15 protein-coding genes are annotated in these 14,738 nt (G+C 67.2%); 6 read left to right on the plus strand and 9 right to left on the minus strand.

Going from position 1 to position 14,738, the window contains the following annotated elements; translation table 11 throughout:
* Window positions 1-80: 80 nt before the first annotated feature.
* Both VF647_02310 and VF647_02315 read right to left on the minus strand, forming a co-directional pair.
* On the minus strand, window positions 81-917 hold the full coding sequence (locus VF647_02310; protein HEX8450898.1) for a hypothetical protein: 837 nt from the start codon (window positions 915-917) through the stop codon (window positions 81-83).
* A gap of 399 nt (window positions 918-1,316) precedes the next feature.
* The gene (locus VF647_02315) at window positions 1,317-2,267 is read right to left on the minus strand and encodes a Shedu anti-phage system protein SduA domain-containing protein (protein ID HEX8450899.1); all 951 of its coding nucleotides are present in this window, start codon (window positions 2,265-2,267) and stop codon (window positions 1,317-1,319) included.
* A gap of 207 nt (window positions 2,268-2,474) precedes the next feature.
* On the opposite strand from VF647_02315, the gene VF647_02320 reads away from it, so the two are divergent.
* The 5 genes from VF647_02320 (at window position 2,475) to VF647_02340 (ending at window position 5,298) form a co-directional block, all read left to right on the plus strand.
* On the plus strand, window positions 2,475-3,416 hold the full coding sequence (locus VF647_02320) for a Phenylacetic acid catabolic protein (protein ID HEX8450900.1): 942 nt from the start codon (window positions 2,475-2,477) through the stop codon (window positions 3,414-3,416).
* 110 nt (window positions 3,417-3,526) lie between these two features.
* The gene (locus VF647_02325) at window positions 3,527-3,847 is read left to right on the plus strand and encodes a metal-sulfur cluster assembly factor (protein HEX8450901.1); all 321 of its coding nucleotides are present in this window, start codon (window positions 3,527-3,529) and stop codon (window positions 3,845-3,847) included.
* A gap of 110 nt (window positions 3,848-3,957) precedes the next feature.
* On the plus strand, window positions 3,958-4,254 hold the full coding sequence (locus tag VF647_02330) for a hypothetical protein (GenBank protein HEX8450902.1): 297 nt from the start codon (window positions 3,958-3,960) through the stop codon (window positions 4,252-4,254).
* Complete coding sequence (locus VF647_02335) at window positions 4,251-5,105, plus strand: Phenylacetic acid catabolic protein (protein ID HEX8450903.1); 855 nt, start codon at window positions 4,251-4,253, stop codon at window positions 5,103-5,105. The genes VF647_02330 and VF647_02335 overlap by 4 nt, the downstream gene beginning before the upstream one ends.
* Window position 5,106: 1 nt before the next feature.
* Window positions 5,107-5,298, plus strand: coding sequence for a hypothetical protein (locus VF647_02340; GenBank protein HEX8450904.1), 192 nt, complete (start codon window positions 5,107-5,109; stop codon window positions 5,296-5,298).
* 279 nt (window positions 5,299-5,577) lie between these two features.
* Here the strand turns inward: VF647_02340 and VF647_02345 are convergent, their stop codons facing one another.
* The 7 genes from VF647_02345 to VF647_02375 form a co-directional block, all read right to left on the minus strand.
* Window positions 5,578-5,937 carry a hypothetical protein gene (locus tag VF647_02345; GenBank protein ID HEX8450905.1) on the minus strand — a complete coding sequence of 120 codons (360 nt, stop codon included), beginning with the start codon at window positions 5,935-5,937 and terminating at the stop codon, window positions 5,578-5,580.
* A 7-nt stretch (window positions 5,938-5,944) separates the two neighbouring features.
* Entirely contained in the window at window positions 5,945-6,445 is a 501-nt protein-coding gene (locus VF647_02350) for a hypothetical protein (GenBank protein HEX8450906.1), read from the minus strand.
* Complete coding sequence (locus VF647_02355; GenBank protein HEX8450907.1) at window positions 6,438-6,929, minus strand: DUF4365 domain-containing protein; 492 nt, start codon at window positions 6,927-6,929, stop codon at window positions 6,438-6,440. The genes VF647_02350 and VF647_02355 overlap by 8 nt, the downstream gene beginning before the upstream one ends.
* Before the next feature lie 255 nt (window positions 6,930-7,184).
* On the minus strand, window positions 7,185-8,195 hold the full coding sequence (locus VF647_02360; GenBank protein ID HEX8450908.1) for an FAD binding domain-containing protein: 1,011 nt from the start codon (window positions 8,193-8,195) through the stop codon (window positions 7,185-7,187).
* Window positions 8,196-8,295: 100 nt separating this feature from the next.
* On the minus strand, window positions 8,296-9,735 hold the full coding sequence (locus VF647_02365) for an ATP-binding protein (protein ID HEX8450909.1): 1,440 nt from the start codon (window positions 9,733-9,735) through the stop codon (window positions 8,296-8,298).
* A gap of 196 nt (window positions 9,736-9,931) precedes the next feature.
* Entirely contained in the window at window positions 9,932-11,632 is a 1,701-nt protein-coding gene (locus VF647_02370; GenBank protein ID HEX8450910.1) for an ABC transporter substrate-binding protein, read from the minus strand.
* A gap of 161 nt (window positions 11,633-11,793) precedes the next feature.
* Window positions 11,794-13,044: a GNAT family N-acetyltransferase gene (locus VF647_02375; GenBank protein ID HEX8450911.1), complete on the minus strand. Its 1,251-nt coding sequence runs from the start codon at window positions 13,042-13,044 to the stop codon at window positions 11,794-11,796.
* A gap of 150 nt (window positions 13,045-13,194) precedes the next feature.
* Between VF647_02375 and VF647_02380 the strand changes: the two genes are divergently transcribed.
* A complete protein-coding gene (locus tag VF647_02380; GenBank protein ID HEX8450912.1) occupies window positions 13,195-14,589 on the plus strand; it encodes a DUF1343 domain-containing protein in 1,395 nt (464 codons plus the stop codon).
* Window positions 14,590-14,738: the final 149 nt, after the last annotated feature.

Consider the following 14,738-nt stretch of genomic DNA (forward strand, 5'->3'; position numbering starts at 1 on the left):
AGAGACTTGCCAAACTCTACGCGGCGGCTTGAACGACACCAGGCTCCTGGTGGTCTAGATACGATGGCGGAGGGTGGCCATCAAGTCGTGCTCCCATTTGGGCCGGCATTATTCCCGGACGGAAGCTGATGCACGGTCGGCTCGTAATTCAAGTTGTAAGAAATGCTGACCCGGCCCGTAGGCCCCTCTCCAGCGTTCTGGCGAAAGACATCCCGAATCCCGTCGGCGAGGGCCTTCTGCATCTCGGCGGTTGCATCGCTGATCGGCATCTGGATGTGAACTTCGCCGTTCGCCGTACGAATGTGAGCCAAAAGTTGGTCCGCCTGACGAGCTGGCGCTTCCTGTGGTTCAAAGAGAACCGACCAGAGTTTATCGATGATCTTCGACCCGACTTTATCCATTAGCCAGAGACCAAAAACCACGATTACTGCCGTTCCCGGCTCGGCTGCGTGTTGGTGAAAGTGGCGAACAGAGACCCGCGCATCAGGTACAACGCGGATGACGTCGCGAAGCATCGCATCAAGCTCCAGCTCCCCACCCAGTTCTGGCGAGAACCCTATCGTAAGATCCTCCTGATCGTCCTCGCCAGAAGTATTTGATACGCCGAGTCCAAAGAACGAGATGCTAAAAGCACCTGTCGCAAACTGGCGTGCTACCTCTTCAGGATCAGCATCAGGCAACGTCTGGAATTCGATCAGGAGTGCTGATTCCTGTGGATCACCCGGATGTTGCGACACCCACACGTTGATAGCCTTTGCAACCGGTCGGTGGTCGTAGCGGTGGTTATAGTTGAGATATGGGTCTACGAGAAGTCGAGCACGGTACGCTTCCGCGAACCGCTCAAGATCGGCACGAGAGAACTTGTATCCATTGGGGAGGCGATTAGTTGTAGCGATAACAGCGGTACCTCTCGCCATTCGGAGTCTCCCTGTCAAGTGGGTGGAAGCACCGTCATCCTAGCCGGATGGCGGGTGATGCCAGGTACACGACTCCTTACGCTCTCGCGAAGGAACGCTCCAGCAGGAAACGCACTCAAAGTGCTACTTGCCGGCCCTTCCGCGCTCATGCGCCTCCAGCACTTCCGCCAATCTGAGCAACTCGCCGCCGCGCTCGCGCGCTAATCGTGCCACCGCGATTTCCCATCCCGGGGGGCATTGCGGTATGAGCTACCCTTCGGATCCATGCGGGCGCGCTCCCTTCGCCGGGAACGGCGGGTAAGTAAGATGTTCGGAGCGCCGCCGCAGATCAGCCGATCCGCGGCGGTCGCAACTCCCGGAAAACCCCTTCTCCCGCCGCCGTCACGATGGGCTTTCCATTCAGTGGCGTTCACTCTCCTCGAGTGTCTGAGCAAACGAAGCTCTCCGCGCGTCAGACAGCTTGCTCCACGCAGCATCGAAATCCGACAAGCGATAGCTTTGTGACCACTTTGGGATTAGCAACTCCGCATTCAGCGGCACGCTGTGAAACGGCTTGAACTTCGCAGACCGGCTAATCGCTCGCCAATCCCCGTCGCTGATAGATGTATTGAATGGGCTTGCTAGTTGATTCCGCACCGCAACTGGTAGCCGCGAACACTCGTGCGCATAGGTCTCGAACGTGTCTAGGTAGATACGCCCAGTTACGCGATCAGAGAGCCAGTCGAACGATCGGATTGCGACCCCAAGACTCGCCGCTTTTCGATTCCGCCTGAGACGTTGGTCGTCACCGTCTGAACGCCGCCCAATCACGACTGTATAGCTGAAGCTGGGCATATCATAGAGGAAGTCCGACGACGGGAAAACTCGCTTAGCTTCCTCCCGGTTCGCGTTGATCCAGTACTTCCAATCGCTTACTTGCTCAAGTGCTGCGTTCAGCCTTCTACTTGGCTTCCCGCCCCTTGTATAAGCGGGTTCGTGGGGGGACTCGATCTCCACCAGTTCATAGTGAAGCCCCAAGCTCCCGCGGTCATACCCCAGAACGAAATCAGTTACGTAATCGCGACCGAGCCTTACTTGTGAAAGAACGACAACACAATTGACCCCATCCGCCCAGAAAAAGCCAGCATTATCTTGAAGAAATTTCTGGTAGGTGGGTTCGGTTGTGCTGGGGTCATCAAGCAAGTTCTTCCATTCGTCTCTAAGCGCCAAGACGTGGGGTTTGAGGTCAGAGTGTAACACCGACCAATATCGAAGTTCAGCGGTCACTGACTTTCTCCTCACAGCTAAATTGTTATCAACGGTGCTGAAGCTGCCGATGGTTTTGCACTGGCGCCAGTATACGGTCTCCATCTAAATTCCGCCCGTGTCAACCCCGAGACTCGGGTTGACTGCGGCCGGGGTTTAGGGTTAGCTTCCCGAACGATCGTTCGAACGGCAACATAGGATCGGACCCTGCTTCCAGGCAGGCAGCGGCCGCCCCCCACATGGTGTGAGGCGGCTGCCCCGACTAACAAACCGACGAATTCCACGTCCCAACCCGCAGAGGGAGAGGATCGGATGGCCCGATACACTGATGAAGAGCTCAAGGAAAAGGTCCACAACGGCTTCATCGTCGAGTATCCCGACGAGATGACGGAGGGGTACCGGAACGCGCTGATCGTGCAGCTGCTGGTGCAGGCGGACACGGAGCTGATCTCCGCGCCGGCGTACTTCGGGGCGGCCAAGGACGCGCCGTCCACCAACACGATGGTGAGCGCCACGGCCATCATTCAGGACGAGCTTGCGCACGCCAACATCGCGTACCGCCTCCTCGAAGACCTGGGGATGGACAAGGAACAGCTCGTGTACGGCCGCGAGGCGCACGAGTTCAAGCACCCGTACGGCTTCGACCACCCGCTGGAGAACTGGGCGGAGCTGGTGGTGGCCAACGGCCTCTACGACCGCGCCGGGATCACGCTGCTGGGCGACGTCTTCAAGAACACCTCGTACGGCCCGCTCAAGCGCGCGCTGGTCAAGGTGGACCAGGAGGAGACCTTCCACCTGCGCCACGGCGAGATGTGGATGAAGCGCCTCTCGGCCGCGGGCGGCGAGGCGAAGGAGTCGATCCAGCGCGCCGTGGACTGGATGTTCCCGATGGCGGTGGAGTGGTTCGGGCTTCCGGACGACATGAAGCGCCATTCGGGCCAGCTCGACTACAAGCTCAAGGGGATGACCAACGACGAGCTGCGGCAGACGTGGATGCAGTCCACCGTGCCGCTCTGCGAGTCGATCGGCATCAAGGTGCCGGCGCACTGGGACGAGGGGCGCGAGCGCTTCGTGCTGGACTACGCCTTCCCCTGCGAGTACGACGAGGACGAGAAGCGCTGGCTCATGGACGAGGGCGAGATCTCTTGGAGCCAGGTGTTCGAGCGGTGGAAGGGGCGCGGGCCCGCGAACAAGCGCTTCGTGGAGTCGATCCAGGAAGGGCGCGCGTTCCGGGGCATGCTGGAGGCGGCGTGATGGGAACTGCAGTGCGTGAGTGCGTTAGTGCGTCAGTGCGTTTGTATGGCGGGGGGGACGAGCCCAGCGCACTTACGCACTCACGCACTAACGCACTGGTTTCGTACCCGGTGCCGGCGGAGGAGCGCAACGGGCCGCTGTGGGATGCGCTACGCGAGGTGATGGACCCGGAGATTCCCATCTCGCTCGTGGACCTGGGGCTGATCTACGACGTGCGGCGGGATGGGTCGGCGGTGGAGGTGGACCTCACCTTCACGGCGACGGCCTGTCCGTGCATGGCCTTCATCCACTTCGACATCCAGGACCGCCTGCAGCGCGAGCCCGGCGTGGCCGAGGTCAAGGTCAACGAGGTGTGGACCCCCGCGTGGACCAAGGCCCGCATCTCGCCCGAAGGCCGGGAGATGCTGAAGACGATGGGCGTGTCGATGTAAAAGCGAGTGCCAAGTGCCAAGTGCTAAGTGCCAAGTGAACTGCGGTTCTAACCAGCACTTAGGACTTGGCACTTAGCACTTTTGCCCCAATCCTTCCTTACGGACGGCGCATGAAAGAACCCGTATACGAAGTGTTCGCGCGCAAAGGCCGCGAGGAGCCGCTGCGGCACATCGGCTTCATCAACGCGACGGACGACGACCTGGCGCGCGTGTACGCCTGGAAGACGTACGACGAGCAGAACTGGGCGGAGATGTGCGTCATCCCGCGCAACGCCATCATCCCGGTGGATCCGGGGGAGAGCCAGTTCGTGACGTCCAATGCCCCCGCCGCCGAGGACTCGATCGTCCACTCGCGCGCCACGGGGGCGTACGGCGGAAGCGACGTCGCCATCAAGGAGGACGCATGAGCATCGCAGAGAGCGCCGCGCGGGTGGAGAAAGCCGAGGAGCTGGGCGAGGGCGTCCGCTCCGCACTCCGCGACCTGATCCTGACGCTGGCGGACTGCAAGCGCGTGCTGGGCCTCCGCTACTCGGACAAGATGCTCGGCGCGCCCACGCTGGAGGCGGGGATCGCCGCGTCGTCGATGGCGCAGGACGAGTGGGGGCACGGGCGGCTGACCTATGCCCTCCTCTCCGAGTTCGGCGACGACCCCAAGGGCGAGCTGGAGCACGGGCGCGCCGCCGCGGAGTACCGCAGCATGGGGCCGCTCGATCGCGGCTTCGGATCGTGGAGCGAGACGGTGGCCGCCGGGCTCCTGCTGGACACCGCGCTCACGGTGCAGTATGGCGCCCTGCTGGACAGCCGCTACGTCCCCGTCCACAACCGCGTGCAGAAGCTGCTGGACGAGGAGCGCTTCCACTTCCAGTACGCGGCCGGGTGGGCGCGGCGCATCGCCGGCGTGTCCGTGGTGCGCGGAGAGTTCGTGGCGGCGCTGGCCGGCTACCTTCCCGAAGCGCTTCGCTGGCTCGGGCGCGACGATGCCGAGTCCAGCCAGCTCCTCCTGTCCGAGGGAATCGTGTCGCAGGGGCCGTCCGCCCTGCGCGCGCGCTTTCTCCGCCGCGTAGGCCCGGTGCTCGCTGAGACGGGCCTGGCTGAGTCGCTGGGGATCACCCAGGCCGACGGCGGCGAATGGCGCTGCGACGCCACGCTTCACTGGGACGGCTGGAACGACGCTACCCGGCGCGCCAGCGGTGTGCTGGACGATGAGACTGCCGCCCGCGCCCGCGGCGACAAGAACCGCGCGATGCTCCTGGACTGACGTGGCCGAGCCGCACGCCAACCCCCGGGCCGACGAGACGGAGGAGAGCACCCTCCCCGATGCCGCGCCCTGCCCCTTTTGCGACGGGCGCGACACCCGGCTGATCAACCCGTTCGGCGGCCAGCTCTCCGTCGCGCAGTACTGGTGCAACCGCTGCCGCACGGGCTTCGAGTACATTAAGTGGGACGATTGATACCATAGCTTTTCTCACGCGGAGACGCGGCGGCGCGGAGAAAGACAACAGCAACAGCCTCACACAGAGAACACAGAGGGAACTACAAACCACAGAGGAAGCCTTGATCTGTTCTCTCTGTGTCTCTGTGTCTCTGTGTGAGCCATGCAGTTACGGCTCTCTCTGCGTCTCCGCGCCTCCGCGTGAGACTTCCGTCACGGGACTTCGCACAAACCTGGATGACGAATGAGGTCTGATCGACCAGGGGGCGCCAGCAGTTGGCGCCCCCTCGTTGCGTGCCTACGCAGCGCTCGAATCCGCCATCTGCCTGCGCGTTGCTCGGAGATCCGCCACGAGCCGCTCGACCCCCTCTCTGGTGAGCACGTCGGAGACGCGGAAGCTCACCGTCACCGACTTGGCGCCACGGGCAGGAGCCGGGAGCACATCGAGGCGGGCGTAGCGGCCGTGATCCCTGTCCGCATCGAAAAGGAAGAGGACCACCGGGCTCAGATTCCTTCGAGCGCGCCGCACCTCTCCCGCAGCGATCGGCCAGCGCAGCTCAGGGATGGTATCGATCCGCTCGGCCTTGATGCGGAACGAGGAGAACCCCCTCACCCCGACCTGAAAGAAGAGGCCGTCGTCCGCCTGTGGGTTAGACATCCTGGCCTTACGCCGCGCTAGAGTCGGCCGGATGCCCGTGTGATCCGCGGAGCTCGGCCACGAGGCACCTCAGGCTCGCTGGATCGACCGTGTTCGACAGCGGCAGGCTGATCTCCACCCACTTCGCTCCGCGCGGGGGAGCGGGGAGCACGTCCAGCCTGGAGTAACGCCCGTGGTCGGTGTCGGCGTCGAAAAGGAGGAGGACAACGGGCGCCTTGCTCGTGCGAGCCTGCCGAACGAAGTCCGCCGAAAGGGTCCAGCGCAGCTCAGGGATCGTGTTCACGCCTTCGACTCCGGCGATCCTCGACGAGTACGCCTCGACCCTGATCCGGATGAACATGCCGTCTTTCGTGGCTACCGCGTAGTCATACGCCTTGCTATGCAAGTTCTCGAAGATCGTGAGTTCGAATGTGGTCACCAGCGCCATCTGCGCGAGGGCGGCTCCGCGCCGCGCGACCCATTCGGTCCCCGAGGACTTCAGGTGCAGAACCGCCTGTGCCTCAAACATCCCGGAACCTCGTGTTCCAGAGTGTGCGCCCGTTAGCCTTCCAGTATTCAGCGACCTCGTCGTGCAACGCTACCTTCACGGCATCACTGCCCAGCGGGAACGCACGCGTAATGCTCGACACCCGTGACCCTCGGCGCCGGTGCGCCGCGACGATGTACGTCGCACGCCGGTTCACGTCTACCCCGACCAGATAAGTCGGCACCGGAGCCGCCACAAGCCGGTTGAACTCGTCCGCACCAACTGCGATAGGTACCCGAACGGACGCCGCCGTGGCTCGCGTCGTTCCCTTGACCTGCACGAAGAAGATACCCTGCGGTACATGGTCGGGCCCAAGAATGCTGACGAGGAAGTCGAACGTCCGGTACTTGTCCCCGAGGTGCGTCGTCCGGAACAGCACCCGCTGCCCATCCTGAATCGGCGTCGAGAAATCCTTGTCCGTCGCGACCTCCGCGATGTGTCCAATCTCATCGGGCGTGAGCACCACGGCAGGAGCCAGGAAAACGTTTCGGCGACAATGGAGCGCAAAAGCTGCACCGTTTTCGACGGGCTGACAAGGGTGTTAGGGGGTGTTAAACGAGATCGGTTCGGAGGGTGGCGGAGTAGGAGCCGTGGCCGTGAAGATCGAGTCTACGTCAGCGCGCCGGGCGGGGCTCGAGGCGCGGAAAGGGCGGGCAGACACGTGGGTCTGCCCCTACCGGATTCGGTGCGAAGGGCGGGGGGGCGAGGATGTGGCCGGGGGTCAGGCCATCTCCTCCAGGGCGCGGCGGACGTAGACGGGGACCATGGCGTGGCGCCAGTCGGGGTCTACGATGAGGTTTTCGAGGGGGTGGCACTGCTTGAAGGCGAGCTGGGCGGCGGCGTCCACGACTTCGCGGAGCGGGGCGCCGGCGAGCTTGTCCAGACCCGAGACCACGCGCGGCTTCGCTCCCAGCGCGGAGACCACCAGCGACAGCGATTCGACGCGGCTGTCGGGCGACAGGCGCGCGGCGGCGGCGATGGAGAGGAGCGGGTAGTCGACCGAGTTGCGCTGCCGCACCTTGCGGTACGCGGTACGCAGGCCGGGCGCGGGCAGCGGGATGCGGATGCGGTGGATGAGCTCGTCGCGGCGGCGCAGCGTGTTCGACTTGCCGTCCGCGATGAAGAAGTCGGCGACGGAGAGCGTGCGTGCGCCGTCGGCCGAGGCGAGATCGAGGGAGGCGCCGAGCGTCATCAGCACGGGGGGCGTGTCGGCGGAATGGGCGGCGACGCACTTCTTGCCGACCTTTGTGACGTGGCAGACGTCGCCATCCTTCTTGAGGCAGAAGCCCAGCGCCTCGCGCCAGAAGTACGACTGGTTGTAGTAGGTGCAGCGCGTGTCCAGGCAGAGGTTGCCGCCCATCGTGCCGGAGTTGCGGATCTGCGGGGCGGCCACCTTGCCGGCGGCTTCGGCCAGTGACGGGAAGTGGCGGCGCACCAGCGGGTTGCGCGACACCTCGGTGAGGGTGGCCCCGGCGCCGATCACCAGCTCCCGCGTGTCGGGCGAGTCGTCGGGCACCGCGTTTCCCGCGCCGTCCGCCAGGCCGATGCCGCGCAGCTCCGCGATCCCTTTGAGCGCGACCAGGTGGCGCGGGGTGAAGAGGCGGTGCTTCATGTTCGGCATCAGGTCCGTGCCGCCGGCGATGGCGAGTGCGTCCTCGTGCCCGCGCAGCAGCGCAAGGGCGTCGGCGAGGCGCTCGGGGCGGTGGTAGCGGTACTCGTGGAGACGCAGCATGGGTCGGCCGTGAGGATGCGGAAAAGCACGCAACTGCTCGCGCAACATAGCGAAACGGCCCGCGACCCGGAAAGGGCGCGGGCCGTCTTGGCTTGCGGGATCAGCCCTGCGCCGGGAAGTCCACCGGGACGCGAAGGCGGAAGACGGCGCCCGCGGCCGCTTCGCCGTCCTCCACGTCGAGGGTGCCGTGGAGGCGGCGGGCGAGCTGGCGTGCGACTGTGAGCCCCAAACCTGTGCCACGGGTGGCGGAATCGGTGCGGGATGGGTCGCAAAGCTGTTCGAACGGCTGGAAGATCCGTTCGCGGTCGTCGGCCGGGATGCCGGGGCCGGTGTCGGCGACGCGGAACTCGAGGGTGCCGGGATCGGTCGCGGTGCGCGCCTCCACGCGGACGCTGCCGCGGGGGGTGAACTTGAGGGCGTTCCCCACCACCGCCTGCAGCACCTGGCGGAGGCGCTCTGGATCGCTCTCCACCACCGGGAGCGTGTCCGGGGCGGCGACGGTGAAGGAGAGGCCTTTCGCCTCGGCCTGCACGCGGAGCGGCTCCATGGCGGCGTGCAGGAAGTCCGCCGGGGCGAGCCGCACCGGGACGACGCGCAGGCGGTCGATCTCGGTCGTGGAGAGGAGGAGCACGTCATCGACGAGGCGCGACAGGTGCTCGGCGCACATGCTCGAGCGCTCGGCGGCGCGCTGGGCCTCGCGCGGAAGCGGCCCAAAGGTGGCGGTGGCCAGGAGGTGCGAGTAGCCGACGATGGCGTGCAGCGGCGTGCGCAGCTCGTGGCTCGCCGCGGCGAAGAAGCGGGCACGGGCGCGGCTCGTCTCCTCGGCCTCGGCGGCGTAGCGGGCCAGCTCGCGGTCGCGCTCGACGCGCGCGGTCACGTCCTCGAACAGGATCGACGCGCCGCCGTCCACCAGCGGGCGCGTCGACACGTCGAAGAAGCGGCCGCGGAACGGCTCCGCCTCCACCTCGACGGCGTGGAGCCGGTGCGGCTTCCCGCTGGCCAGCGCGGAGCGCAGCGTGGCGCGCAGGAGGGCTGGCTCGCCGGGAAGCAGCGCCCAGATCTCCGCGCCCGGGACGGCATCGCGGCGCGCGCCGAGGACGCCGCGTGCGGCGCGGTTGGCGTACGTGATCCGCCCCGCCGCATCCACCGCCACGCACCCGTGCCGGAGCGATTCCAGCAGCCCGCGCGAGCGCCCCGTATCCGGCTCCAGAGCGCGCAGCTGGAGCGCGATGCCGTCCTCGGCCTGCGTGGCGATCACGCAGAAGGGGCGCGGCGCGCCGGGAAAGATCTCCTCGCCGGGCACGCGTACCGGCCCGGCCGCGTCGCGAGCCCGCGACAGGCGCTCGCGCACGGAAGCCTCTTCCGCGCCTGGAAAGGCTTCGGAGGCGGTGAGGCCGAGCAACTCCTCGCGGGGCATGCCCAGCATCCGCTCCGCAGCGGCGTTGCAGTAGGTGAGGCGCCACTCCGGATCCATCATGCAGAAGCCGTCCGAAAGGGCTTCGAGGGCCGGGATGCGCTCGGGTACGACTGACACGGTCACACGATACTCCAGATGCTGCTCCTGCGCGGGCCGAAACGCCCGCCGCGCTCTACTGTATGGTTGGACCCCCGGGGGGAGGCATCTGTTCCAGCGCGGTCTGGGACAATTGTGGGGAATGGGGAAGTGGGGAATGGGGAATGGGGGGAACGGCAGACGAGCGCGCTGCCGTTCCCCTCATCCCTGGTTCCCTAGTCCCTCACTTCGCCTGCGCCGCCATGCGGTCTCGCGCGGTGCGGCGGTTCGTGGGGATGCTCCAGAAGATCACGTCCTCCCACCACTCCGGGCCGCGGAACTTCACGTTGGAGAAGCGCGCGCTGACGCCGTAGAACTCGGGGTCGAGGAAGATGGGCGCGTAGACGGCGTCGTCGATGGCCGTCTGCTCCAGCGTGCGCCACATGGCGCGGGCGCGGGTCGTGTCCGCCTCCACGAGGAGGGAGTCGATCAGGGCGTCGACCTTTGGGTTCTTGTAGCCGGCGAAGTTGGCGCCGCCCGGCGGGATGGAGCGCGAGTGCCAGATGGCTTCCGCGTTGGGCGCCATCACGCCCGGGCCCCATCCCCAGCCCCAGAACGAGCCGGTGAACTGGCGCGCGCGCAGGCGCGAGACCCAGGTGGTGCTCTCCATCGGCTTGAGGACGACGTTGATGCCGGCCTGCTTGGCCTGGCTCTGTATCCCCACCAGCATGTCCGGGCGAACCGGGTCGCTGGAGCTGAACTCGATCTCCAGGTTCAGCGGCCTGCCGCCCTTGTCGCGGATCCCGTCGCGGTTGGTGTCGCGCCAGCCGGCGGCGTCCAGCAGGCGACCCGCGCCCGCTACGTCGTGCGGAATGGTGCGGATGTCTCGCGCGTGCTCGCGGAGCGCGGGCGGGATCGGCGACAGCGCGGGCTCGCCCTCCTCGCCCAGGAGACCGCGGACGAGCGCGGGACGGTCGAGCGCCATCAGGAACGCCTGCCGCACGCGGATGTCGCTCACCGGCTCCTTGTCCACGTTCCACGCGATCCAGCCCGGCCGCACGCGCGGCGTGTGATGCAGCTTCACGGCCTGCGAGCTCCCCACGCGCCCCTTCTGGTCCGCCGAAACCTTGGTGAGGTCGCCCTCGCCGTTGAGGAGCGAGGTGAGGCGGGCGCTCGGCTCGGGGACGTTGCGCACGATGATGCGGTCGATCGACGGACGGCCGCCCAGCGCGGTGGTGTTGGCGTTCACCGTCACCTGCCGTCCCTGCTCCCAGCTTCCGAAGCGGTAGAGCCCGTTGCCCACCGGCTGGCGGCCGAAGGCGTGGAAGCGCATCTGCGCCGGAGCCACGTCCTTGAGGATGTGCTTGGGAACGGGGATCACCTCGAGGAGCGCGTTGACGGCCGCGGGGCTCATCCTGGAGAGCGTTGCCTCCACCGTCATCGAATCCACCATGCGCACCGACGTGACTCCTTCCACGTCCGGCTTGCGGGGGGAGCCGACGTTCTCATCCTTTTGGCGCTCGATGGTGAACACCACGTCGTCGGCGGTCACCGGCTTCTCGTCGTGCCACTTGAGGCCGGGGCGCACCTTCATCACGACCGTGTTCCCGTTGACCTGCCACGACTCCAGAAGGTCGGGAACGTAGTTGCTGAGCGTGCTGTCGCGCCGCGCCAGCGCCCTGAACATCAGGTGGACGAGGTTGTACGACGGCGACGCGTCGAAGGTGAGCGGGTTGAGGTTGTCCGGCTCGCGGTCCCAGAGGACGATCAGCGTCCCTCCCGGGGGCCCGCCGCCGAAGGTCTGGTAGCCGCCCGGCGGCGCCTTCTCCACATCGCCGCCGCCGCCGGCATCACCGCCCCCGCCCCCGCACGCCGCGGCACCCAGCGCCGCGCAGACCGCCAGCGCGCCTGCTCCGCGCGCCGCCCACCGATGCAGAAGCCTCATCTGCCCGCCTTTCAGAAAGGGGTTGTTCGTCGCACGCGATCGCCGGGTGCGGCGCAGGAAAAGTGCCTAGTGCTAAGTGCCTAGTGCCTAGTGCTAAGTGCTAAGTGCTAAGTGCTGAACTGCAATCCCAGCACTCAGGACTTAGGACTTAGGACTTTTGTTCAAAACTTGTCGAACGTCCACGGCTTCGGCACGCCCCACGCGTGGTCCAGCGCCTTGGTCAGCTCCGGGCGGTCGATGGTGGCGAGGCCGCCGGCGATCGCCTGCCAGGGGGCGAGCGCGCCGATGAAGATGCGCGACAGCGTGTCCATGGGCAGCGTAAAGGTGGCGTCCACGGCGCCGCCGCGGAACGGCTCCACGTCCATGCGGCCACCCTCCATCCGCACCCGCCACGGGCCGCGGTTCTCCGCCACCTGGCCGTCGTTCACCTCCAGCCGCAGCGTCATGTCCTCCTCGGGCTGAAGCGAGCGCATCCCCAGCGCCTCGGGAACGTCCAGGACGCGGAACATGGGGCCGCGGAGGAGGGTCGCGGAGGGGAACCAGAGGCCCCACCCCGGGTTGCTCAGCAGCGGCAGGCGCGGCTCGCTGATGCGGTCGCCGAAGCCCTCTTCGGGGTGCGCGCGGTAGACGATCTCGCGCCACTGGTCGCCCAGCGACGACATCCAGGCGTAGAGGCCGCGCTGGGCGCCCAGGGTCAGCCAGACGCGCTCCTCCACCTCCAGGAAGCGCTTGTCGATGGGAAGGTCGGCGCGGTAGCGGACGATGGCGTATCCCTCCGCCTCGCCGCTCTCGCCCCAGTAGACGACGGCCGCCTGGTCCTCGCCCCCCCACGTATTGCGCCAGGAGCGCACGGTGCGGTCGAGCTGGCCGCTCTGCAGCCGCTGGGCGGCCTGGGCGTAGACGGCGCGCATGGCGGCCTCGTCCTCGGGCGCGTCCACCAGGCGCACCCGCATCCGCTCCGCCTTGTCGTCGGGCAGGAGGCCGGGGGCGAGCTGGTACTGGTGCGCCTCGCCGGCCAGCCCGTAGCCGAGCTGCTCGTAGAACGACGCGCGGAAGGGGTAGAGCGCCGAGCCCACGTCGCCGCGCTCGCGGGCGTGGTCGAAGCCGGCGGTCAGCATGCGCCCCGCCAGCCCCCGCCGCCGGTGCGTGGGCGCGATGGCGACGGACGCGAGCCCCATCACCGGCATGGCGACCCCCGCGATCCACTGCCGCAGCCAGAGGAGCTGGCAGGCGCCGATGAGGCGGCCGTGCTCCTCGGCCACCCACAACGATTCCAGCCCACCATGCGGGCCGCTGACCAGCCATTCCTCCCACCAGTGATGGGTGCGGGTGGTGGACGGAAAGCTGTGCGCCTCCAGCCGGGCCACCTCGGGCACCTCGTCCGGCCGCGCCGGGCGGAACGTCTCGCTCACCCCTCCCCCTCCCCTTTCGGTGCTTGGCCGCGCCGGTGTGGCGCGCCTTTCGCAGCGATGCCCCTCACTCGCCGCGCCCGCGGGTGCGGCAATGCGGGTACCGTGCCGCGCGCCCAAACGGGCGGCGGATCGCTCAACTTACGGACGGCCATGACGCATCGCCAAGCCCCGATCTCCATCCCCTTCGCCGCCCTCGTGGCCACGCTGCTGTCCATGGGCGCCTGCCGCACCGGCTCGCCCCCGGAGACCGCCGCCGGCTCCGCAGACTCCGTGGCGCGCCCCGCCGCCACCGCATCGGCCGACCGCCCGCAGCAGGCGCCCAGCAGGAGCAGCGCGGTGATCCCCGGAATCGAGATCCTCCTGCGCGACTCGATGCACTTGATCAGAGGCAAGCGGGTGGGCCTCATCACCAACCAGAGCGCCGTCACCCGCTCCGGCGAGCTGGGGGCGGACCTCCTCGCGCGCACACCGGGCGTGCAGCTGGTGGCCCTCTTCGGTCCGGAGCACGGCATCCGCGGCAACCTGGAGGCCGGCGCCACCTTCGTGGGCGGCCGCGACACCAAGACCGGGGTCGTGGTCTACTCGCTGTACGACCGCACCCAGCGCCCCACCGCCGAGGAGCTGGCGAACGTGGACGTGCTGGTCTTCGACATCCAGGACATCGGCGCGCGCGTCTACACCTTCGTCTGGACGATGGCGATGGCGATGGAGGAGGCTGCGAAGAAGGGGATCCCCTTCATCGTACTCGACCGGCCCAACCCCATCACGGACATGCAGGACGGCCCGGTGATGGACCTGGAGGTGAAGACGGTGACGCAGGTGATCACCGGCTACTACAGCGTCCCGCTTCGCCACGGGATGACGGCCGGCGAGATCGCGCGCTACTACAACGAGGACGCGAAGATCGGCGCCGACCTGCACGTGGTGCCGGTGGAGGGGTGGAACCCGAGCACCTGGTTCGAGCAGACGGGGCTCCGCTTCATCCCGCCGAGCCCCAACATCCGCTCCGTGACTTCGGCGCTGAACTTCACCGGGCTGGTGCTGGCCGAGGCGACCAACGTGCACGTGGGGCGCGGCACCGAGGCGCCCTTCAATTACATCGGCGCCCCCTGGCTGGACGCCAACCGCCTGCTCGCGGCGGTCGCCAAGTACAACCTTCCGGGCGTGCGGCTGACCCCCACGCAGATCACCCCCACCACCAACCCCGCGGTGGACACGGACTACAAGGGGCAGACCTTCACCACGCTGCGCCTGGAGGTGACGGACCGCAACACCTACCGGCCGGCGTACACGACGCTGGTGCTGCTGAGCGAGGCCAAGAAGCAGAACCCGGCGCAGTTCAAGATCGAGAATGCGGGCTTCACGCAGATGATCGGCTCGCACTGGGCGCGCGCCGCCTTCGACCGCGGCGAGGACCCGCGCGTGATCGACGAGCGCTGGCGCCGCGAGCTGGCCGAATGGAACCGCACCAAGCGCGAGCGCTACCGCATCTATCCGCGGACGGGGGGAAGCGCCGCCACCGGGGGAACCACCACCGGGGGGTGAGGGTTAGGCCCGGCCGAGCCCGGCGGTTGAAACCGCTGCAACAACCGCGGGAAGCCTGCCGTCGCAGGCTTGTGGGCGGCGGGCGCCGGGGGCGCGTCGCCGGGGGATGAATCCCCCGGCTGAAACCACGCGAAGACCGCTGAAGCGGT

It is taken from the genome of Longimicrobium sp. (assembly GCA_036387335.1).
In the GTDB taxonomy this organism is placed as follows: domain Bacteria; phylum Gemmatimonadota; class Gemmatimonadetes; order Longimicrobiales; family Longimicrobiaceae; genus Longimicrobium.